This is a genomic window from Rhizobium sp. 01L410 (assembly GCF_056400165.1).
Map to the genome: position 1 here is coordinate 323937 of NZ_JBFTST010000001.1, position 22669 is coordinate 346605.

At 62.0% G+C, this 22669-nt stretch carries 20 protein-coding genes; 15 read left to right on the forward strand and 5 right to left on the reverse strand.

The features are described from left to right. Window positions 1–6: 6 nt before the first annotated feature. The 5 genes from AC1DV9_RS01495 to AC1DV9_RS01515 form a co-directional block, all read right to left on the reverse strand. Complete coding sequence (locus AC1DV9_RS01495) at window positions 7–987, reverse strand: ABC transporter ATP-binding protein (RefSeq protein ID WP_477945765.1); 981 nt, start codon at window positions 985–987, stop codon at window positions 7–9. Between the two features lie 3 nt (window positions 988–990). Next, complete coding sequence (locus tag AC1DV9_RS01500; RefSeq protein ID WP_477945767.1) at window positions 991–1815, reverse strand: carbohydrate ABC transporter permease; 825 nt, start codon at window positions 1813–1815, stop codon at window positions 991–993. After that, entirely contained in the window at window positions 1812–2675 is an 864-nt protein-coding gene (locus AC1DV9_RS01505; RefSeq protein ID WP_477945769.1) for a carbohydrate ABC transporter permease, read from the reverse strand. Before AC1DV9_RS01505 ends, AC1DV9_RS01500 begins: the two co-directional genes overlap by 4 nt. A gap of 61 nt (window positions 2676–2736) precedes the next feature. Next, complete coding sequence (locus tag AC1DV9_RS01510; protein WP_477945771.1) at window positions 2737–4011, reverse strand: ABC transporter substrate-binding protein; 1275 nt, start codon at window positions 4009–4011, stop codon at window positions 2737–2739. 74 nt (window positions 4012–4085) lie between these two features. After that, window positions 4086–6344, reverse strand: a complete 2259-nt coding sequence (locus AC1DV9_RS01515; RefSeq protein WP_477946350.1) for a family 78 glycoside hydrolase catalytic domain — start codon at window positions 6342–6344, stop codon at window positions 4086–4088. Between the two features lie 215 nt (window positions 6345–6559). Here AC1DV9_RS01515 and AC1DV9_RS01520 point away from each other — a divergent pair, with 215 nt between their 5' ends. The 15 genes from AC1DV9_RS01520 (at window position 6560) to AC1DV9_RS01590 (ending at window position 22663) form a co-directional block, all read left to right on the forward strand. After that, window positions 6560–7579, forward strand: a complete 1020-nt coding sequence (locus tag AC1DV9_RS01520) for a LacI family DNA-binding transcriptional regulator (protein WP_477945772.1) — start codon at window positions 6560–6562, stop codon at window positions 7577–7579. 152 nt (window positions 7580–7731) lie between these two features. After that, window positions 7732–8247, forward strand: coding sequence for a sigma-70 family RNA polymerase sigma factor (locus tag AC1DV9_RS01525; RefSeq protein ID WP_477945774.1), 516 nt, complete (start codon window positions 7732–7734; stop codon window positions 8245–8247). Between the two features lie 102 nt (window positions 8248–8349). After that, the gene (locus AC1DV9_RS01530) at window positions 8350–9336 is read left to right on the forward strand and encodes a FecR family protein (RefSeq protein ID WP_477945775.1); all 987 of its coding nucleotides are present in this window, start codon (window positions 8350–8352) and stop codon (window positions 9334–9336) included. Between the two features lie 230 nt (window positions 9337–9566). Then, window positions 9567–10142, forward strand: coding sequence for an STN domain-containing protein (locus AC1DV9_RS01535; protein WP_477945777.1), 576 nt, complete (start codon window positions 9567–9569; stop codon window positions 10140–10142). Beyond that, window positions 10115–11785 carry a TonB-dependent receptor domain-containing protein gene (locus AC1DV9_RS01540; protein ID WP_477945779.1) on the forward strand — a complete coding sequence of 557 codons (1671 nt, stop codon included), beginning with the start codon at window positions 10115–10117 and terminating at the stop codon, window positions 11783–11785. The genes AC1DV9_RS01535 and AC1DV9_RS01540 overlap by 28 nt, the downstream gene beginning before the upstream one ends. A 43-nt stretch (window positions 11786–11828) precedes the next feature. After that, the gene (locus AC1DV9_RS01545; protein ID WP_477945780.1) at window positions 11829–12128 is read left to right on the forward strand and encodes a DUF2218 domain-containing protein; all 300 of its coding nucleotides are present in this window, start codon (window positions 11829–11831) and stop codon (window positions 12126–12128) included. A gap of 70 nt (window positions 12129–12198) precedes the next feature. Then, window positions 12199–13977, forward strand: coding sequence for an IucA/IucC family protein (locus AC1DV9_RS01550; protein WP_477945781.1), 1779 nt, complete (start codon window positions 12199–12201; stop codon window positions 13975–13977). Beyond that, window positions 13961–15661 carry an IucA/IucC family protein gene (locus AC1DV9_RS01555; RefSeq protein WP_477945783.1) on the forward strand — a complete coding sequence of 567 codons (1701 nt, stop codon included), beginning with the start codon at window positions 13961–13963 and terminating at the stop codon, window positions 15659–15661. The genes AC1DV9_RS01550 and AC1DV9_RS01555 overlap by 17 nt, the downstream gene beginning before the upstream one ends. A gap of 15 nt (window positions 15662–15676) precedes the next feature. Further along, window positions 15677–16954: an AMP-binding protein gene (locus AC1DV9_RS01560; protein WP_477945785.1), complete on the forward strand. Its 1278-nt coding sequence runs from the start codon at window positions 15677–15679 to the stop codon at window positions 16952–16954. After that, window positions 16951–18255 carry a DUF6005 family protein gene (locus AC1DV9_RS01565; RefSeq protein ID WP_477945787.1) on the forward strand — a complete coding sequence of 435 codons (1305 nt, stop codon included), beginning with the start codon at window positions 16951–16953 and terminating at the stop codon, window positions 18253–18255. The genes AC1DV9_RS01560 and AC1DV9_RS01565 overlap by 4 nt, the downstream gene beginning before the upstream one ends. Beyond that, window positions 18252–19097, forward strand: a complete 846-nt coding sequence (locus AC1DV9_RS01570; protein WP_477945789.1) for a sugar phosphate isomerase/epimerase family protein — start codon at window positions 18252–18254, stop codon at window positions 19095–19097. The genes AC1DV9_RS01565 and AC1DV9_RS01570 overlap by 4 nt, the downstream gene beginning before the upstream one ends. A gap of 15 nt (window positions 19098–19112) precedes the next feature. Then, on the forward strand, window positions 19113–20015 hold the full coding sequence (locus AC1DV9_RS01575) for a siderophore ABC transporter substrate-binding protein (protein WP_477945791.1): 903 nt from the start codon (window positions 19113–19115) through the stop codon (window positions 20013–20015). Further along, complete coding sequence (locus AC1DV9_RS01580; protein WP_477945793.1) at window positions 20015–20971, forward strand: ABC transporter permease; 957 nt, start codon at window positions 20015–20017, stop codon at window positions 20969–20971. The genes AC1DV9_RS01575 and AC1DV9_RS01580 overlap by 1 nt, the downstream gene beginning before the upstream one ends. Continuing rightward, complete coding sequence (locus AC1DV9_RS01585; protein WP_477945795.1) at window positions 20964–21905, forward strand: iron chelate uptake ABC transporter family permease subunit; 942 nt, start codon at window positions 20964–20966, stop codon at window positions 21903–21905. The genes AC1DV9_RS01580 and AC1DV9_RS01585 overlap by 8 nt, the downstream gene beginning before the upstream one ends. Next, the gene (locus tag AC1DV9_RS01590; RefSeq protein WP_477945797.1) at window positions 21902–22663 is read left to right on the forward strand and encodes an iron ABC transporter ATP-binding protein; all 762 of its coding nucleotides are present in this window, start codon (window positions 21902–21904) and stop codon (window positions 22661–22663) included. Before AC1DV9_RS01585 ends, AC1DV9_RS01590 begins: the two co-directional genes overlap by 4 nt. Window positions 22664–22669: the final 6 nt, after the last annotated feature.

Genomic DNA, 22669 nt, shown 5'->3' on the forward strand with positions numbered 1-22669 from the left:
CCAGGATCAGGAAAACCGGTGCTCCTTGGATTGAACCGGAGAGGCGAACTGCGTCTGACCGATCGTCACCGGGCGGTCGCCGTCGGTTCTAACGACAAGCGTCTGCAGTTCCGGCACGTCGAGATGGACGACAGTGTCGGCGCCGAGCCGTTCGATATGGCGCACCTTGCCCTGCCACTTGCCCTCTGTCGGTGACAGCGTGATGTGTTCGGGGCGGATGCCGTAAGTTCGGCAACCCTCGCGGGCGGCAACCTCGCCGTCAAAGAGGTTCATCTTTGGTGAACCGATGAAGCCTGCAACGAAAGGTGTTGCTGGATTGTTGTAGAGCGTCATTGGCGATCCGACCTGCTCGATCTGGCCGCCGTTCAGCACCACGATCTTGTCTGCCATGGTCATCGCCTCGACCTGGTCATGGGTGACGTAGATCATCGTCGCGCCGAGCTTTGCGTGAAGCTCGGTCAGTTCGATGCGCATCTGCGAGCGCAGCGAGGCATCGAGGTTCGACAGCGGTTCATCAAACAGGAAAACCTTCGGGTTGCGGATGATGGCGCGGCCGATCGCGACGCGCTGGCGCTGTCCGCCGGAAAGCGCCTTCGGCTTGCGGCCAAGCAGATGTGACAGCTGGAGGATATCGGCGGTGTGCTTGACCCTTTCGGCAATCTCCGCCTTGGGCCGCCTGGCGAGCGACAGGCCGAAGCCGATATTTTCCTCGACAGTCAGGTGCGGATAGAGAGCGTAGGACTGAAAGACCATAGCTATGCCGCGCTCGGAAGGCTCGGCCTCGGTCACGTCCTTGCCGTCGATATGAACCTTGCCCGATGTCGATGTCTCCAAACCGGAGATAATTCGCAGCAGGGTCGATTTCCCGCAGCCGGACGGGCCGACGAAGACGCAGAACTCACCGGCCTCGACCGTGAGATCCACACCTTTCATCACCTCGAGACTGCCGAAGCTCTTGCGGATGCTTTCGAGGACGACACTTGTCATGACTTATCCCTTGACTGCACCGGCGGTCATGCCTGCGACGATCTGCCGGTTGAAGAAAACGAAGACGATCAGCGGCGGAATGGTCACCAGCAGAATGTTCATGAACAGCAGGTTGAACTGCGTCTGGAACTGCCCCTGAAAATTATAGAGCGTCAGCTGCACGGTGACGTTTTCGCGGCCCGGAAGGTAGTAGAGAGGATTGGTGAAATCGTTGAAGATGGCGATCGACTGCACGACGATAACGGTGACGGTCACCGGCTTCAGCAGCGGAAGGATGACGCGGAAGAAGATCTGAAGCGGTTTAGCCCCATCGATGATCGCGGCCTCGTCGAGATCGCGCGGGATGGTGGCGATGAAGCTTCGAAACAGCAGCACCGTGAAACCGAGCCCATAGGCCACCTGGATCAGGATCATCCCGGAGAGCGTCTTGAACAGGCCGAGCGACTGCAGCACCCAGATCGTTGGCACCACGGCAGGCGGGATCATCAGCCCGGCCAGCACACAGCCGTAGATCACCGTGTTCCAACGCGACGGACGGCGCTGCAACACATAGCCAACCATCGCGCCGCAGAGAACCAGGAGCGTCACGGCAGCCACAGTGATCACTGTCGAGTTGAAATAGGCAAGCAGGAGCATGTAGTTGCGGGCCTGCAGAACCTCGATGAAATTCTGCCACAGCCGCCATTCCACCGGCCAGCTGAAGGAGAGCGACGCCGCATCCTGTTTCGTCTTTGCGGCGGTGATGAAGATGAACAGAAACGGCAGCACGAAGATGATGCCGCAGGCGATGAGCGCCGCAATTCCGGCCTGGACCTGACGCCGGTTCATAGATCGACCTCCTTGCGGTTGAACCACACCGTCAACGGCATGACGATCAAGGCGATCAGCACGAAAAGGATGACATTTCCGGCGGTCGACAGGCCATAGAATCCGGCCTGGTATTGCTTATAGATGACGCTCGCCAGCACATCCGAGGAGAAGCCGGGGCCACCCTTGGTCATCGCCCATATCAGATCGAAGCTGCGCAGACCGCCGATCAGCGACAAGGTGACCACGGTGATGGTGGCGGGGCGCACGAGCGGCACAGTGACGCGGAAGAACATCTGACGGCGCGTCGCGCCGTCGATCTTGGCCGCCTCATAGTAGTCAGCGCTGATCGATGCGAGGCCGGCGATATAGATAACTGTCGCAAGTCCAACACCCTTCCAGAGATCGACGAAGACGATGGAATAGAGCGCCAGTGCCGGGTCGGTCAGCCAGCCCGGACCGTGGATGCCGATTGCGGCAAGCGCGACGTTGATCAGCCCCCGCGTCGGATGCATCAGCATCGAGAAGGTGATCCCGACGCCGATCGTCGAGACGAGAACCGGAAAGAAGATCACGGTTCGAAGCAGGCCCTGCCCCCAGAGACCTGACGTCAGCAGCACCGCCAGCAGCAGACCCAGCACGGTCTTGGTGCCCGAGGTCAGCACGGCATAGATGATCGTGTTGACGAGGCCCTGGATCAGAAAGGGTTCGCGAAAGATCTGCCGGTAGTTTTCAAGCCCGATGAACTCAGTCGTGAAGAGATCCCAGCGCGTCAGGCTGAACCAGAACGAGGCGATGGTCGGCGCCAGGAACAGCACCGTGAAAACCACCGCCGCCGGCAGCACGAACCAGTAGGGATAGGGGGATTTGCGTGTCGTCATCAGCACACCGTGAAGCGTCTCCCGCCCATGCCCTTGGCACGAGCGGGAAATCGGCTGAAAGTTACCAGTTCGGCAGGCCGAGCTGCTTGGCCTGCTTCTGGACGTCCTGGTCGTAAAGTGCCGCCGCGTCCTTGGCCGAGCGTATGCCGGTTCCGACTTCGACGGCAATCTGTTCGAGCGCCGGGCCCTTCACCGGAGACAGGAACTCCAGCGCCGGAGCATTGCGTCCTTCATCCTCGAAATAGGGGAGCATGTCGGCGACAACTGGCGGAATGTCCTTCGGAAGCTCACATCCCTTGATCAGATAGGGGCCCGATGGGACAGCCTTCGCCATCAGATCGCAGGCTTCTTTCGAGCCGACGAAGTCGAGGAACTTCTTCGCTTCTTCAATATTGGCCGACTTGGCCGAAGCGTAGAGCGCCGACGGCATCCAGACGGTAAGACCGTTCTTGGCCGGATCATTGCCGGGCTGAGCGAAGAAACCCAGATCCTTCAGGTTGTCTGGCAGGTTCTGCTGAACGTTGCCGATGCCGAAGGTGAGGTTCGGATAGTGCGCCGCCTCGCCTGTCGCGACCATGCGCATGCCGTCGTCGAACGTCGCCGCGCCGAAATCGGCATTGAAGAGCCCGGCTTTTGCCACTTCCTCGAGATGTTCGAAACCGCGCAGTGCCGCGGGCGTCTCGGCATACTTCACTTTGTTGGCAGTATAGTCGGCTGCGAAATTCGGGATCTCGGCCTGAACGTTGAAGAAATCGGCAAGCACGAAGAGCTGCGAGGTCCAGGTTGCGCCATAGGTCTGCGCAACGGCAACCTTGCCTGCCGCCTTGATCTTCTCGTTGTTGCTCATGAACTCCGCCCATGTCTTCGGCGGCGTTAGCCCCAGGTCGGCGTAGATTTTTCGATTGTAGAAGATGCCGCCGCCCATGGCCGGACCGAAGGGAATGCCGCGCACATGGCCGTCGCCTGCCGTCACCACTTTCTTGAAGCTCTCAAGAATACCGGCTTCCGCCGACAGGCCGGAGAGATCCGCGATCGTCTCCTGCGGCTTCAGAGCCTGGAAAAGCGACCCGCTGTTATACTGAAAGACATCTGCCATCTCGCCGGTGGCAAGCCGCGTCTTGATGATGTTGTCACCCTCGGAGCCGCCTGCGCGCTGCTCGACGTCGAATGTGACGTCGGGATGCTTTTCCATATAGGCTTTCGACACGGCGTCGAACGAGGCGATCGATTCCGGGTTGGTGTCAATCAGCACGCTGAGTGTCACATCGGCATGCGCCACGCTGGCTGTCAGAGCCATAATACTGGCTGCTAGGATGCTGCATTTCGTCATTCGCATAATTATCTCCTCCTCTTAAAGACTGGAATGCGTTGAACTGCTGGCCCGCGAACTGTCTCCAGCGGGCAATCGCATCAGATTGAAAATGTTATCGTATGTTCCCCCGCGCCGAGCTTTAGTTCCCGGCCTGCATCAACAGATACGCCATCGGCTTTGAGCGACTTCCTGCCGCCGCGTCCCGTCAGACGCGCCTGAACGCCCTCGGGCAGCACGAGGCGGCAGGTGACGGTTCCCTCCTCCAGGATCCAACCTGCCTCTATGCGGCCGAAGCGTGTGTCATGCCAGGCCGAGACCGGCGATAGCTCCGGGAGAATCGCTGGATCGAAGGCGATTTCCTCGAAGCCCGGCTTTTCTTCAAGCGGCTTGATGCCCGCTACGTCCTCGAACAGCCACTGGCACACCGCGCCATAGGCGTAGTGATTGTAACTGTTCATATCAGGATCGTAGATCGTCCCGTCCTCGGCCAGCGCATCCCAGCGTTCCCAGATCGAGGTCGCTCCCCGCTCGACCTGGTAGAGCCATCCCGGCACCTTGCGATTGAGGAACATCTTTTCCGCCAGATCGAGCATGCCGAGCTGGGTCAGCGCCGGAAGAAGTGCCGGTGTTCCGATGAAGCCGGTACCGATGACGCCATCGGTCTCTTCCGCCACCCTGCGGAAGTAACCGCGTGCCGCCTCCTCATACTCAGCGGGAACAAGACCATAGAGAAAGGCCAGCGCCCACGAGGTCTGGTCGTTATGCGCGATGCGGCCGGATGGTGAAAAGAATTCGTGCTTGAAGGCGGTCCTGATTTCCTCGACGCGTGCCTTGAGTCGCTCTGCCTGAACACTCTCCCCAAGGATACCGGCAATCTTTGCCGTCAGCTGCGTGGAGATGAAATGATAGAGCGTCGCGGCGCAATCGTCGGCAACTGTCGGACGCGGCTTCCTGTTGTCGCCGACTGGCTGGAGCCAATCGCCGAAGGTGAAACCGTGATCGCCCCAGACGGCCGGTGGCCGGACGATCGGTCCATCGGAAATGCCCCAGAGATAATCCAGCCAGCGCAGCATTGCCGGGAAGCATTCTTCCAGTGCAGCGGTATCGCCGTAATGCAGATAGAGCTGCCACGGAATGATGACGATCGCGTCGCCCCAGCCGGTCGATCCGGCCCAGTCACCGCGCTGATCGATTGGATGAAGACGTGTCGGGTCCGGGGAGAAATGCGGCACCGCGCCGTTGGCACGCTGATCGTGCATCACGTCGCGAAGGTATTTCTTCAGGAACGACTGGCTGTCGGCGAGCCAGCAGGCCGTGCCCGCAAAAACCTGCGCGTCACCTGTCCAGCCAAGCCGCTCGTCGCGCTGCGGGCAATCGGTCGGCACCTCGATGAAGTTGGAGCGCTGGGACCAGATGGTATTCTCGACCAGCCGGTTGACGGCCGCGACACCCGAGCTGAAGCCGGCCGCTGCAGTCGGAACCGAGGTCACGGGGACCATGGCGATCGACAGCAACTCAGCCTTGCCGGTCAGCGTGATGCGCGCATAGCGGAAGCCCATGAAGGTGAAGAGCGGTGCATAGACCTCCTCGCCCTCTCCAGACAGCGTGTAGATCAGTTCCGCGCGGGCGCTGCGATAGTTGCGATTGTCGAAGAAGCGTTCGGGGCCCAGCACCTCGGAATGCTCCACCCGGACCTGCGAACCGGCCTCGCCCTTCAAGCGCAGGCGGATATAGGCACCCGCATTCTGGCCGAAATCGAATACCGTGCGGCCGTCAGCTTCCGTCCAGCTGTCGACAGGCGGACGCTCCTGCAATTCCTTGACGGCCCCGGTCTCGTGCGGGACCAGCAAGGCCCGGTCGAAGACGAGGACGTCGACGCCGTGGCTCTCCTCCGGGCGAATGCGGGCGTCGTAATCCTCACCGAAATAAATGCCGTTGCGGACGACAGGCGTGAAGCCGCTCCTCCAGTTTTCGCTGGTTTTCAGCAGCACTTCACCGCCGGCGCTGAGTTCGGCGATCGTCCCCGTCCGGTCACCCCAGCAATTGAAGATCGGGTTGGAGGCCCACATCATCTGGCTGCGATACCATCCGTCGCCGAGCCAGATCTCGATGCGGTTGCTGCCCGGGCGCAGCAGGGCCGCGACGTCATAGGTCTGGTAGGCAATACGGTCGTCATAGCAGGTCCAGCCAGGCGTCAGGAGATCGCTGCCGACGCGCTCGCCATTGATGAAGGCGCGATAGAGGCCGAGAGCGGAGATCCTCAGCGTTGCCTCGCCGGGAACCGTAGCTACGGCAAATTCCTGCGACACGAAGGTGCCAGCCGTTCCTTGTCCTGCGTCACAGGACGGGCCGATCATTGCGGCGGTGAACTGGAAATGAGAACCAGCAATGCCATGCTCCCCGGCAGCGCCGTGGGCGGAAACCATCTTCATATGCAATCTCCCTAAGGCCGCCAATTCCTCCCGGCGGCCGTCGTGTATAACGTTCTATGTATATCATTCTACACTATCGATTGCCGCGCAAGAGTTTTTGTGCGTATAATTTCGAAGAACCGGGGATGAAACAGTTTAGAATGAAAAATCAGACCGTTAACGCAACGAGCGACCGGATCACCATCCGTCACGTGGCCCATGATGCCGGTGTCTCCGTCGCTGCGGTGTCGAAGGTTTTGCGCAATGCCTACGGCGTCAGCGACGTCCTGCGCGGCAAGGTCGAGGCGTCGATCGAGAAGCTCAACTACCGCCCATCGGTAGCAGCTAGGGCGATGCGCGGCCGCACGAGAACCGTCGGCGTGCTCGTTATCGAACTGTCGAACCCGTTTCTGGCCGGCGTTATCGAGGAGGCGAATGCCACCCTGTCGGAAAACAGCTTCAAGGCGCTGATCGGTATCGGCCGCTCCGCAAGTCCGATCGAGGCTTCGATGATCGAGTCGATGATCGACAACCGGATGGACGGTGTGGTGATCATTGCGCCGCGTATTTCCGGCAAGATCCTGGAACGCTATGCCCGCCAGATCCCGATTGTCGTCATCGCCCACCACGAACTGCATGCGGAGACCTATGACACCGTCAATTCCGACGACCGCAGAGGGGCGGCTCTGGCCGTCGAGGCTGCGTTGAAATCGGGTTACACGGATATCGCCATGCTTGGCTACGATCTGGCCGATTCACCGCAGACCATTGTCGCGCTGCAGCGCGAGAAGGGCTACTGGGACGGCATGAGGAATGCCGGGCTCGAAGGCCGTATCCTGCGTCTGCCGCCTGTTGCGACTGACCGCAAGGCGGCGATCGACGATTTTCTTGCCTTGAAGGACCGCCCCCGCGCCGTCTTCGTCTGGTCGGATCTCGATGCTGTGCCGCTGATCAACGCGGCACGGACGAGCGGTATCCGGGTTCCCGAAGACCTTGCGATCATTGGCTATGACAATTCCCCGATGGCAGCGATACCGCTTGTTGGCCTGACCAGCGTCGATCAGGATGCCCCAAGGCTGGGCCGGACGGCGGCGGAGATGCTGCTGAGCAGGATCGAGGGGCGCCAGGAAGCCCGGCATATCCTCGTCGAGCCGCATGTGGAGATGCGCGGAAGCACCTGACCGGTGGACGAGACATCACACCGCAGCCCGGATGTATATTCTCCGGCCACAAAACATGAGTGCTTTTAACAAGTTTTTTGACACCACGTTTCTTTTCGTCTAACCGGAAGCCGCAGCGCTCGACGGTTCTACAATTTCATCGGTAGTTTTGGATGACGACAGAAGCGGAAATCCGGCATGGCCTGTATATCGAGCACCGGACGGCTTTGATCGATTATGCCGCGCGGATTCTCGGTTCACGGGAGGCGGCCGAAGACATCTTGCAGGACGCTTATCTGCGTTTCACGCCCGGCCAGTCGCCGATCGGCTCACCCCGCCAGACCGTTGCCTATCTCTATCTCGTCGTTCGCAACCTGTCCTTCGACGTGCTCAAGCGCCGCAAGGTGGAGGCGAGACAGCAGGAGGGCGAGCCGCTGCACTGGACGATCCCGGTCGAGACCGAAAATCCGGAACAGGCGCTGATGCTCTGTGACCAGGTGCGCGTCGCCTCCGAGGCGCTGGCGAGCCTGCCCGACGATGCGCGGACGGCGGTGGAAATGTACCGGTTTGGCGGCCACACGCTGGAAGAGGTCGCCCGGCATCTCGACGTCTCGGTTGCCACCGTGCACCGCCACGTCAAAAGCGCGATGATGAAAATTGCGCTCGCCCTTGACGCACCCGTGTCATGACGCACAACTGGCGTGAAAAAATCGGCCCGCTCGATCGTCTATAGGATCGAAAGGGAAAAGCGGATAACGAGCCGGAGAGGCCGTATCCCACTGGGGCGACATTTGACACAGCATAGCAATCGATCCGAAGACATTCTCGAAGAGGCCATGGACTGGTTTCTGCGCCTTCGGGAAAGCAGCGCGGATCCGGCCACCGATGCCGCTTTCCAGCAATGGCTGCACTGTTCGCCGGAACATGCCAAGGCCTGGGATGCCGCCTGCCGCAGCTGGGCTCTGCTCGGGGAAGCGATGCCGCGTCAGCAGGCCGGTGCCACCACACCCGATATCATCGATTTCGCCACTGCGCGCTCGCGGAAGCGCCGTACATCCTTGCGGCTTTGGGCCACCGGCACGCTTCTCGCCGCCGCCTGCATCATCCTGGCGCTGTTCGCGCCCTCGCTGCTGATTCTGTTCACCGCCGACTACACGACCGGCACGGCGCAGACGATGACCCTCACGCTTGACGATGGCAGTATCGTCGAGATGGCGGCGCGCAGCGCCATCAAGACAGAGATGGAGGGCGCCACCCGCCATGTGACGCTTCTCGCGGGCCAGGCGTTCTTCGATGTCGCACATGACGCCAAACGCCCCTTCATCGTCGATGCCGGCGGCATGAAGGTCGGCGTCATCGGCACCGCCTTCGACGTGTCGATGACCAGCGAGCACGCCTCCGTGGCGCTCGCCCGCGGCATTGTCGACGTCTCCGCCACAAGCGGAAAAGCCGACACCGAGCTTTCGCCCGGCCAGATTGCCCGGGCAGACCGCGCCAGCGGCACGCTGACCGTCGATAGCATCGACATCGCCGAAATCGGCGCATGGCGGGACGGAAAGCTCTTCGTCAACGACGCCACCATCGCCTCCGTGGTCGCGACCCTGCAGCGCTATCACCCGGCCTGGATCCGGATACCGAGCGGCACGCTTGCGTCGCAGCGCGTCACCGGTCTCTATGATCTCAAGGATCCAGACCATGCGCTCGAAGCGCTGGTCGAGCCGTTCGGCGGCAAGGTCCACCGCCTCTCTACCTATCTCCGCGTCCTCTCGCTTCTCTAGCCAGATGCAAATGCGATTTATTTTCAAAAATCGTCATCGCTGCTGAAAAAACCCGGAAGGTCGATCGTCTTTGCTGCTGAAACGTAGGCCGGGGGGCTCTGCGTCAGAATGGAGACAGAGTCGAGATGAGCGTAGTGGCGTGCCGTACCGGGCGGGGGCTTAGACTGAATCGTGCAGCATGGCTGCGGGCAACGGTGGCTGTGGTCGCAATCGGCGCGCTGGCACCAGAAATGACCACGCCCGCATTTGCGCAGAACACCGCTGCGGCTGCCGTAAAAGAATTCAACATCCCGTCCCAGCCGCTCTCCGGCGCCCTCAATGTCTTCGGCAGACAAGCCGGCCTGCAGGTGACGCTGGCATCCGAAACGTCGCGCGGCGTCAGCTCAGCAAGCGTGACCGGCGAAATGACGCCGGAGCAGGCGCTCGCCCGCCTGCTGTCCGGCACCGGCATTTCCTACCGCATCCAGAACGGCACCGTCGTTGTAGGCACGTCAACCACGGCAGGAACCGCCGGCGGCGCGGCGGCCGCCGACGGTTCGACCGTGCTGCAACCGATCCAGGTCCAGGGTGTTGCAGGCGGACGCGGCGGCGCAGGTGAGATCATAATCGGCGAGCGGGAGATCGAGCGCAACAACCCGACGAGCCTTGCCGACGTCTTCCGCGGCGAACCCGGCATCCAGGTCGGCAGCTCGCTGCCGATGTCGCAGAAGGTCTATGTCCACGGCGTCGAGGAACCAATCTCGCGGTCACCATCGACGGCGGCCGCCAGGGCAACAAGGTGTTCCATCACAACGCAACGACACTGATCGACCCGGGCCTGCTGAAGCTCGTTGATGTCGACGCCGGTATCGCGCCTGCCGATGCTGGTCCTGGCGCACTTGCCGGCGCGATCGCCTACGAAACCAAGGATGCCCGCGACCTGCTTCAGGGCGATGGCGTCGGCGCCTTCGTCACCTCGTCCTATAATTTCAACAGCAACACCTTCGCCAACGGCGTGTCCGGCTACGGCATGAAGGACGGGCTGGAGTTCCTCGGCTACCTCAACTACGGCCGCGGCGACGAATTCACGGCCGGCAACGGCGACGAGGTGCTCGGCACGAGCACCAACATCATCAGCGGCATCGGCAAGGTCGCCTATGAGTTCGACAGCGGCGATCGCGTCGAGCTCAGCCATGAGCGCGTCAGGGATGATGCGCCCCGGCCGTTCCGCGCGAACATGGAGCTCATCACCAACGCGCGCCCTTGGGAGCCAAAGGTTCGCGACTACACGCTGACCCGCCAGAATACGGTATTCACCTACACGGACGAAACGCCCGAAGGCCTGTGGGATCCGACCTTTGTTCTGGCTTATGCCAAGAACGAGGTCGGCACGCTGGGCTACGCCTGCCCTGGTCGAGGCTGCACGATCCCGACGACCTTCCCGACGATCGGCGAGACCACCAGCTTCAATGGTAAATTCGAAAACCGCTTCGACGTCGGAATTGGCGACATCACTGCCGGTCTCGATTTTTACAATGACAAGGTCGATCTCGACGCCGCCAGCACGTTGCTTGGCTTCTCGGACTCCTCGCGCGAAAAGGCAACCAATGTGGGCCTTTACGCGCAGGCGCGGCTGGAGCCCTGGGATAATACCCGCCTGTCGTTCGGCGGCAGAGCCGACCAGCAATGGTTTACCGGCACCAGCGGCGACAAGTGGGACAATGCAGGCCTGAGCGGCAACGTGTCGCTCGAATACGACCTGACGGATTTCCTCACGGCCAAAACAGGTTTCTCACATGTCTGGGCGGGCATACCGCTGGCCGAGAGCTTCATCATGAATCCGATCTGGAACTATGGCGACGGTCCAGAGCCGGTCACGTCCAACAACTTCACGTTTGGCCTCGAAGTGCGTCACAACGGCTTTACACTCGAAGGCACCATCTTCGGGACCGACATCTACGACGCGCGTGTCGCCAGATACGCGACCGCAACGGGCGCACTGCTGGCGCACGACATGCAATCGCGTGGCTTTGAAATCGGCGCGGGTTACGAGTGGCTCGACGGCTTCATCAAGGTCAAATACGCCCATATCGATGTCGATGTGGACGGCAAGCCAGCCGATTCCGATACCGGCAATTATCTCGCAGCTCCTGTTGGCGATATCATCACGATCACCGCCGCCCACACGTTTAGCGAATGGGGCCTGACAATCGGCGGGGATGTTGAGATTGCGCCGGAATATGACCGGGTGGCGTCCGGAGCTCCTGCCTACAAGGCCTACGAAGTCGTCAATGTCTTCGCCGAGTACAAGCCGCCGAGCCACTCCAATCTGACCTTCCGCGCCGACGTCAAAAATCTCTTCGACGAGACCTATGCCGAAAGGGCGTCTTACGGACAGGAATTCGGCACCGTGAAGCCGCTCTACCAGGAAGGCCGCGCCTTCATGATCACCGCCAAGGCGACGTTCTGAGAACGCCGGCCGATGAACATGCGCAAAGCAGGGAGTTGATCCGATGATCGAGGCGACAGCCAGGTTCGAAACCGGAAACGGCCAGAAATATCTCGAGCAGATGTGCAAGCACTTTGCCCATAAGGTCGAGGTCATCGAGGCGGACGGGCATGCCGAATACCGCTTCTCCTGCGGCATCGGCAAACTGGAGGCGGGGCGGGACGCCCTGCTTCTCAGGGTCAGCGCCGGAAGCGAAGCGGAATTTGCCGAGACCCGGGCGGTGATGGAGGACCATCTCCTTCGCTTCGCCTTCAAGGAGAAACCAGAGCAACTGCTCTGGACGAAGCAGCACCAGGACGCGTGAGCACAGTATTGAGACACGGGAGCGCTGCGCGTTTTCGAGCGGCACTTCCCGCCGTCGATAAAGGTGAACCATGAGCCAGTCTTCCCGTCAGATTGCCGAACGGGCTACGTTCCAGAGCTTTACAAACTGCTATATGCGCGAAATCGATGCCGGTCTGCCTGCAAGACATGGCGGTGTTTCCGGGACCGATTGCATCGAGTGGGCGCTGCCCAGCCAGCATCTCTTCCTGCGCGCTGAAATAACTTCGCGGTCGCTCTGCGGTCCGCACCGCTTCGGCCGCGCCTGGTGCAAGGGCACATCCGAAATCGCCTGGCGGCCGGTCGCGCTCGTCACCGCGCTGCAGTTCCTCGTCCATGAAATGTACAGGCGCGGTCATGACCTGCCTGCCGATACCCTGCAAGGCCTGGAACTCGAGCTCCTTCTGCGCGTGCTGCAGAGCTACCGCCAGACGATGAGCTATCTGGATGCCGGGGGCGAGGCGCGGACGTCGAGCGACCGTTTCATCGATGCCGAGCAATCGCTGGTCTTCGGTCACTGGATGCACCCGACGCCGAAGAGCCTGCAGGGCATGTCCGCCTGGCAGCAGCCAAGCTATGCACCCGAATTCGCCGGCGAGTTCCAGCTGCATTTCTTCGCGGCCCGCACCGATTGTGTCAGGCATGCCTCGGCGCGTGCCGAAAGCGCCGTCGAGATCATCGAGGGCATGGCGAAGGAGGCTACGGGGCTCTTGCGCGACGGCGAGACGCTGATACCCATGCATCCGCTACAGGCCGAGGCTCTCAGGCTCGACGCCGATGTGCAGTCGATGCTGCGCAGCGGCCTGCTCCGCGATCTCGGCGCCTGCGATGCACCGTTCACCGCGACCTCCTCGGTGCGAACGGTCTATAGCCGCAGCCAGCCCTGGATGCTTAAATTCTCGCTGCCGGTGCAGATCACCAACTCGCTGCGCCGCAACAGGCGCCACGAGCTGGATGCCGGGATCGCCATTGCCAAGCTGTTCGACAGAGCAGGCATTTCGGAGCGTTATCCAAATTTCCGGATCATTCACGACCCGGCTTACATTACGCTCGATGTTCCGGGCCTCAGCGAAAGCGGATTCGAAGTCATCCTCCGGGAAAACCCGTTCGTCGAGGGGCACGACGAAGGCATGGTGACGGTCGCCGCACTCACCGCCGATCCGCTTCCCGGGCAGCCCTCCCGGCTCGACCGGATCATCACCGGCCTTGCCACACATAGCAGCAAGGCGCGTTCCTGCGTGGCTCTCACCTGGTTCGAGCGCTATCTCGATCACGCGCTCGTTCCGCTCGTCAAACTCTACGACGAGTTTGGCATCGCGCTCGAGGCGCATCAGCAAAACAGCATTCTCGATATCTCGGCAGGCTATCCCGGCGGCTTCTACTATCGCGACAATCAGGGCTTCTATCTCTCCAATCGCTACCGGCCGCTCTTGATGCGGCATGTGCCGGAGACAGCAGGGATCGCCTCGCTCTATTTCGACGACGCGGAAATCCGCAACCGCTTCGCCTATTATCTTGCGGTCAATCAGATCTTCTCGCTGATCAGCCGCATGGGCCACGACGGGCTGCAGGATGAAAGCGCTCTGCTCCTGGTGTTGCGAAGCCGCCTTGAGCAGCTCTCGGCCACTTTGAGCGGCGCAGGCCGCGACTTTGCGCGACATCTGCTCGACCGGCCTGTCATCGCCACGAAGACGAACCTGATGGCCCGGCTTCTCGACATCGACGAGCTGCAGTCGGAAGGTGGCGTCTCGCTCTATCGCGACCTGCCCAACCCGCTATTCGCGGTCGCGGCCTCGGGCTTCCGGGAGGGCAATCATGCCATTGCCTCTTGAGCTTCCCGGACGGCCCGAAGAGCGCGTTCTGCGCCAGCTAATTGCCGCGCTGCTCTTCGAAGGCATCGTCCCTCACCAGATCGCGGCCTCCGGCCAGACGCTGTGGAGCCTCGGAGCGGTTGAGTTCCGCTGCCGCGCAGCGCGAGGCGCATTTGGCCGGGTGAGGATCGTGCCCGGCTCGATCGAAATGCATTGCGACGGGCGGTGGTGCGAGGCGACGCTCGCCGCAGTGGTGCCGCATCTGCCCGGCAATGCGCGCAACCGCGCCAGACTGCTCAACGAGATGGAGCAGACGGTGAGGCTGTCGCGCTGGAACGCTGCCAACCTTGATCGGCGCTGCCGCCGTTCGTCGGCTTACGCATCGCTGGAAGCGCTGCTGGACGAGGGACATCCCTATCATCCCTGCTACAAGGCCCGCACCGGATTTTCCGAAGCCGATCACGCCAGCTATGGGCCTGAGGCAGGACGCTCCTTCCAGCTCATCTGGCTTGCCGTCTCCCGCTCGCTGATGGAACAGCGGCTGCCCTGCGGCGAAGACGAGTTCTGGCAGCATGAGCTCGGCATCGACGTTTACGACGAGCTGTCGGGGCGCCGGGATGCAGCCGGCTTTGGTGAGGATTTCGCGCTGCTGCCTGTTCATCCCTGGCAATGGCGCACCCTGAGCCAGGATCGCCTGAAAAGCTGGATCGTGGAAGGGCTCATACATTGCCTTGGCACCGCAGGCCCGTTCTATACGGCCAGCCAGTCCGTCCGGACGCTGCTCGACGCGGAAGAACCCTGCCGCGCCCATCTCAAACTGCCGCTGGCGATGGTCAACACCTCGGCCGAGCGGATATTGGAGCCGCATTCTGTCTGCACCGCCCCCATCATCTCGGCGTGGATTGATAGCGTCGTGCGCTCGGACAGCCTGTTTGCCACCCGCTATCCACTGACGATCCTGCGCGAATATGCGGGCATGATCGCCGGCCGGTCGACCGAGCTTTCGGGCCATCTCGGTGCCATCTGGCGGGAGAGCCCTGAAGCCAGCCTTGACTCCGGCGAAGCGGCGATCCCGTTCAACGCCCTGATGATGACCGAGGCGGACGGTGCGCCGTTCATCGATCCTTTCGTTCAGCGCTATGGCCTTGGCGCCTGGCTCGACCGGCTTCTCGACATCGCCGTGCTGCCCGTCTGGCATCTGCTTGTGGCTCATGGCATCGCCGTCGAGGCGCATGGGCAGAACATGGTTCTCGTCCACAAGGACGGCTGGCCGATCAGGATCATGCTGCGCGATTTCCACGAGAGTATCGAATTCTCCCCGGATTTCCTCGCCGACCGCCAAAACGCGCCCGATTTCGCGCAACTGGACGCCGTCTACCGGGATGCCCGGCCGGGCGATTTCTACTCGACGGACTCGCTGGATTCGCTGCGGGAATTGGTGATGGACACGCTGTTCATCTACAATCTCACCGAGGTTTCGCATCTTCTCGAAGAGCACTACGGCTATAGCGAACCCGCCTTCTGGCAGAAGACCGCAGCCTGCCTCGCGGCTTACGCGAAGCGGCATGATCTCGGAGAGAGGCAGGCCGCGCTCGGCCACAGCGCTCCGTCGATCCTCACCGAATCCCTGATGACCCGGAAGCTGCTCGCAGCCCAGCCCGAATACCATCACCTCGTCCCCAACATCTTTGCCGTCACCGGCTGAACAGAGGATAACCCGATGATCACCATAGACGATACCCTTTACGACCGCGCCCATTTCGACAGCGCCACAGAGCGATGCATAAAGGAAGCCGGGCTCGACCGGCGCCAGTCCGCCCGCTATGCGGTTTGCTTTGCCAACACCGTCGACTGGCTGGAGCTGTTCTTCGCCATTCGCTCGATCGGCGCCAGCGTCCTGCCGATTTTTCCGGGCACGCCCTATCCCGCTGCCCGCCGCCTCGCGGTCAGCGCCGGTTGCTGCAGGCTCTTCTACAACAGCTTGCAGGCGGAATTGCTCTCAGAACAGGAAGCCGCTGCCGGCGAAGGGCAGCTGCTGCAGATGAGCTCCGGCACGACGGGAGCGCCGAAATGCATCGCGCGGAACTGGAGCGAGATCGATCGCGAGATTGAAGGCTATGTCACGGCGTTTCGCGCCCCTGAGGCAATGACCCCTGTTGTCGCCTGCCCCACGACCCATTCCTACGGGCTAATCTGCGGCATTCTCGTTGCGCTTCGCCGCGGCCAGACGCCGGTGATCCTCAACACCGCCAATCCGAAATACCTGCTGCGAAAGCTTAAGGAGATCGACCGCCCGTTGCTCTATTCGTCGCCGGCGATTCTCCACACGCTGGCAAGGCTTCTGCCTTCAGGCGAAAAGATCCATGCTGTCATGACATCGGGAACCGTTCTGCCAGAGCCCTGGTTTGCCGATATCCGGACCAGGGCGGAGCACATGTTTCAGCAATATGGCTGCTCCGAGGCCGGATGCATCGCCATCAACCCGGATGTCCGCAGCGCCGCCGATATGGGCTATGTCCTGCCGCACCATCGTGCGGAAGCCGGGCAAGGCGCCACCGCTCCCGGCGAGATCGTCGTCAGCAATGCGGCTACGGCCGTTCGCACCCAGGATCTCGGCTATCTGCGCGAGGACGGCATGCTGGTCTTCGTCTCGCGCATGGACGACACGATCAACGTCTCGGGTCTCAACGTTTATCCGAAGGATGTCGAGGACGCTGTGATGCTGATGCCCGGCATTTCCGATGCGGTCGCGTTTCGCAAGCCGGACCGTTTTGCCGGCGAGCGCGTGACGCTGATTTTCAGCGCCGCAGAGGCGATCAACCCGCTCTCCGTCCGCGAATGGTGCAGCCGCAACCTGGCCAGCCATCAGCTGCCGATGGAGATCCTGCAGGTCGGCGCCGTGCCGCGGCAGGCAAATGGCAAGATCAGCCGGAGACAAGTGGCCGAAATGCACCAGGCCGGTGCCTTCGCAGCCCCGGCCATGGAGGCGGCACAATGAACCGCGGCGAGATCATCTCCGCCATCGGCTCGATCCTGCGCGATACGATGCAGCTTCCGCATGCCGCCGCCTTTGCCCCGACGGCGCGGCTCAACGAGGATCTCTACCTGGATTCCGTGCTGATCCTGCAGATCTTCCTCAACCTCGAACTGGAATACGGGCTTCCCGCCGTCGATGAGATCATCAACCGCCAGGATATCGTCACGGTCGAGGATTTCGCCGGTCTCTTTGCCGATGCGCCGGCAGAACCGCTATCTCCTGCCGCTGCGCCTGAAGGCGATGGCGTGCACGGCGAAGCCTATTACGACATCAAGGTTCACTGCTTCGTCAGCTGCGTCTGCGAGGGCCTGAAGAAGGCGGGGCTCGACCACCGGCCCTTCTATTTCGGCGTATGGGACGCCGATTTCGCTGTCAGCGAGCAGTTCGAACTGCTCTATCACACGCCTGCAATCAGCCAGGAATTCTTCCGCTCGTGGTTCGAAACGCTCTACGGCGCCGAAGTGCGGGAGCGGTACGACCACGGCAGGTCTAAGGAAGAAAACCTTTCGACGATGCTCGATCTGATCGAGCGCCGCGGCGAAACCGGTTATGTCATGGTGATGGTCGATCTTTTTCACCTGCCGGAACGGGAGAACAAGTTCAACCAGAACCCCTTCCCGCACTACCTGATGGTCGAGACGAGCGGCGATCCCGAGATCTGGAATGTTCTCGACCCCGACTACCGCTGGCAGGGCCAGATCGAGCGCGCCAAGATCATCAATGCGATGATGCAACCCAGCGTTGCAGGAGGCTACGTCTTCGACCGATCCGAAGCGCGCGCGCCTGTTGACGAAGACCTGCGCGACTATTTCCACGCCAGCTTCCATCCACGCGGCAATCCGCTCGTCGATGCGGTCCGCAGGATCGTTGCGGCGCATCTCGACGGCCTATCGGGCCGACAGCTCCCGGCGCTGGCTTCGGCGGTGCGCGAACTCCCGGTGATCTCGATCCGCAAATATGCCTATGAGCACGGCTTCGCGTTCTTCTGGCGCGCCCTCAAGCTGCCATCGGCGGAATTCGACATCTGGTGCGACGAGATCGAGGCTTTATTCCAGGAGCTCAAGTCGCTGCATTACGCCTGCATGAAACTCAGCCAGACGCGCGACCACAACTTCGCAGCCGACGTCTTCAAACGCCTCGACAACGCCGAACGCATTGAGGGCAGGATGAAGAACAAGTTGCAGGAGGTCTTCGGCCTCTGGTGCGAAAGCCGCGGCATTGCCGCTTCCGCTGCGCCGTTGGCGAGAGGAGTATCACGATGAAGGTCTCTCTCTGCACCATCACCTTCCGCCACCATCTTCTGTCGATCGAAGACATCGCCAACTGGGCGCGCTGCAACGGCTTTCAGGGGATCGAACTCTGGGGGGCGCATGCGCGCAATCTTGCCGTCAGGCCGGAGCTCGATGGCAGCTGGCTCGCGGGCTTCGGGCTCGGCGTGCCGATGATCAGTCACTATCTGCCGCTTGAAGCGGAAGCCGCCACACTTCGGCGGCTGGCGCTGGAGCTCTGCGGTCACGCGAACCGCTGGGGCGCGCGGAAGATCCGCATTTTTGCAGGCAGTCGTGCTAGTGCCGCGACCTCGATCGAAGACCGGCGCCGGATCATCGCGCGGCTGCGGGAGATCGCGGTGATTGCCGAAGCGCATGGCCTGCTGCTACTGGTAGAAACCCATCCGAATACCCTCGCCGACACCGGCCCTTCGACGCTCCGGCTGATCGACGAAGTTCGCCACCCGGCCTTCAAGATCAACTTCGATGTTCTGCATGTCTGGGAAGGCGGCGACGATCCCGTCGCCATGCACCGCGCTTTGCGCCCGCATATCCGACACTACCACCTGAAGAACGTCGCCTCACGCGATGATCTCGATATTTTCGAACCGGCGAATGTCTATTCAGCCGCCGGCCGGCGCGATGCGATGACGCCGCTTTTTGCCGGTGCCTTCGACTATGATCGCTTCCTGGCGGAGCTTTCCGGCGAGCTTAGCGCCGATGCATCGCTGGAATGGTTCGGCTCCGACTGCTTCGAGGTGTTGAAAAACGACCGCGGACGTCTTGCCGACACACTCGACAACACGGTCCCGCTTCAACGCTCGGCCAATTTCTAACTTCGGATATCGACCATGCATGTGTTCAAGACATTTCTCACCACCCTCTTTCTGCTGGTCCCGGGCGTTGCCGCGCAGGCGCTGGAGATCGAGACGGCGCAAGGCGTCGTGACCATCGATGCGGCGCCGAAAACTGTTGCGGTTTACGACATCGCGGCGGTCGATACGCTCGACAAGCTCGGCGTCAGGATCGACGGCCTGCCGTCGAAACTCTACGTCCCCGAACTCGATCGCCTGAACGGGACGGCCAAGCCGGTCGGCGATATTTTCGAGCCCGATCTTGAAGCGTTGAGTGCGCTTTCCCCCGATCTCATCATCGTCGGCGGCCGTTCCTCGCCAAAGCTCTCTTCCGTCTCGAAGGTCGCTCCGTCGATCGACATGACGATGGATGGCGACGATCTGCTGCTGCAGGCGAAGCAACAGCTCTCGGCTTACGGCGCATTGTTCGGCAAAGTGGCGGAGGCGCAGGCCGCGTCTGCGGAACTCGACCAGGCCGTGGAAAAGGCCCGCCAGGCGATCGCAGGCAAGGGCAAGGCGCTGATCGTCATGACCAATGGCCCGAAGATTTCGGCCTATGGCGCCGGTTCCCGCTTCGGCTGGGTGCATAACGCGCTGGCGCTTCCATCCGCTGTAAAGGACGTCACCGCCGCGACGCATGGCGAGGCTGTTTCCTTCGAATTCATCCGGGAGGCCAATCCCGACTGGCTGTTGGTGCTCGACCGGGCAGCGGCAATCGGCTCCAGCGAACAGAACGCCAAGGCGACGCTCGACAATGCCCTTGTCGCCGAGACGACCGCCTGGAAGAAGGGACAGGTGATCTACCTGCCCGCCGCCGACTTCTACATTGCCGCGGGCGGGGTTCAATCGACGCATCGCGTCCTGGACCAGATCACCACCGCTTTTGCCGCCGCGAAGTGATGAACTGTCGCCTGTCCTGCAAGTGGATTGCGCCGCCTTTGCTCGCGGCGCTTTTTGCCGTCAGCCTGTGTGTCGGCGCTGGCAGCACGGGGACCGGGCCGTTCGATCCGGCGGCACAGCAGCTGCTGTTCGTCAGCCGCTTGCCGCGCACGCTTGCCGCCGTTCTGGCTGGTGCGGGCCTCGCGATCGCCGGCCTGATCATGCAGACAATCGCCAGAAACCGCTTCGTCGAACCGGCGACAGCCGGGACGGCGCAGAGCGCAGCGCTCGGCATCCTCATCGCCACGATCTTCTATCCGGCAGCCTCGCTTGCGGTGAAAACGCTGGTCGCCACCGCGACGGCCCTTGCCGGAACCGCGGTCTTCCTGGCGACGGCCCATCGCCTGCCGCCGGAGCAGCCCTATCTGGTGCCGCTGTTCGGCCTCGTCTATGGCGGGGTGATCGGCGCGGCGGTGACCTTCGCCGCATGGCAGACCGATCTGCTGCAATATGTGGAAATATGGATGAACGGCGAGTTCTCCGGCATCCTGCGCGGGCGCTACGAACTGCTGTGGCTCGCCGTACCGCTGGTCGGCGCCGCCTGGTGGATTGCCGACCGGCTGACGATCATGACGCTCGGGCGCGATGCCTCGATCGGGCTTGGCATCAGCTATGGGCGGATGCTGCAGGCCGGGCTGGTGATCGTCTCGGTCATCACGGCGCTGACGGTCACCGTCGTCGGCATGATCCCCTTCGCCGGGCTTGTCGTGCCGAATGTCGCCTCCCGTCTACTCGGCGACAATATCCGCAGCTCGATCGGATGGGTGGCCGCAGGCGGCGCAATCCTGGTGCTCGGCTGCGATATTATCGGCCGCCTCATCCGTTACCCCTATGAAATACCGGTCGGAACCGTCATGGGGGTTGCAGGCGCACTGATTTTCCTTGTGCTGCTATTCGGGCGGCGAAGAGATGCATAAGACGCGCCTTCTCATCCTCGCCGCTCTCGCGGCCGCCAGCCTTGTCGCCTTCATGTCGATCGGCCTTCGCGGCAACATCGCCTTTGCCCTGGAGCTGCGCGCCGTAAGGCTCTCGGCCCTCATAGTCGTGTCAGCATCCATCGCTGTCTCGACGGTGCTGTTTCAGACCGTCACCGGCAATCGCATCCTGACGCCATCGATCATGGGTCTCGACGCCCTCTACGTCTTCGGCCAGATCGCGCTGGTCTTCGCCGTCGGCGGCGCCGGATTTTCGGCGCTGAATGCGGAAGCGAAGTTCGGCATGGAAGTGCTGCTTCTGATGCTGATGTCCTGTGCCCTGCTCTTTCCGATGCTGAAGACTCGGACGGATATCGGGCTGATGTTGCTGGCAGGCGTCGTTGCCGGCATTCTTTTTCGCAGCCTCTCCTCGCTCGTCGCCCGTCTCATCGACCCAAACGAGTTTGCCGTCGCGCAGACGGTAAGCTTCGCCAATTTCAGCGACGTTGAAACAGGCCTGCTTGGCATCGCGGCGGTCCTGACGCTTGCCGCCGTCATCGCCGCCTGGCGCCTGCGGCATGTGCTCGACATTCTGCTGCTCGGGCGCGAGAACGCGACCGGCCTCGGCATCGACTGGCTGAAGACGGTGGCCGCCATTCTTCTGCTGGTCTCGGCCCTGGTCTCGGTCTCGACCGCCCTTGTCGGCCCCGTTGCCTTTCTCGGCCTGCTTGTCACGGCCCTTGCGGAAAAGATCGGCGGGAGCAGCAGACACGGCGCGCTGATCCCCACCGCCATATTGGTCGCCATCATCCTTCTCGTCGGCGGCCAGACCCTCTTGCAGCATGCGTTGGGCAGCGCCTCCACGCTCGGCATCGTCATCGAATTCGCTGGCGGCCTTGTCTTCCTTCTGATGCTGATTGCCGGGAGCAGAAAATGATCCGTATCGAAAATGTCTCGCTGGCAATCGGCAAGGCCGAGATTCTCAAGTCCGTCGAGCTGACGATCCCCAAGGGCGGCATCACGGCGCTCGTCGGGCCGAATGGCGCCGGCAAGTCCACGCTTCTGTCGCTGATCGCGCGGCTCCAGCCGCTGCAGCATGGCTCGATCTCCGTTGACGGGCTTCCCGTCGGCACCACCAGCGGCCGGGAGCTTGCCAAGGTGCTGGCGATCCTGCGCCAGGACACGGCAACGGCAAGCCGGCTCAGGGTGCGCGAACTGGTCGGCTTCGGCCGCTTCCCCCACCACCGCGGCCGCCTGACGGCTGCGGACGAGAAGCTGATCGACGAGGCCTTGACGGGTTTCGATCTCAACGATCTCGCAAGCCGATTCATCGACACGCTTTCCGGTGGCCAAAGACAACGCGCCATGGTGGCGATGACGTTCTGTCAGGGCACCGATTACCTGCTGCTCGACGAGCCGCTGAACAATCTCGACATGTTCTATGCCCGCCAGCTTATGCAGACGCTGCGCCGGATCGCCGACGAGCACGGCCGCACCATCGTCATCGTCATCCACGACATCAACCAGGCGGCCGCCTATGCCGACCGGATCATTGCCATGAAAGACGGCCGGATCATCGCCGCCGGCGCGCCGGAAGACGTCCTGAAGACCGATGTGCTGGAAGCCGTCTTCGGCTATGCAATGCCGGTACACGAAGCCGAGGGCATGCGGGTCGCGCTGCATTTTTGCCGGTAGAACGCC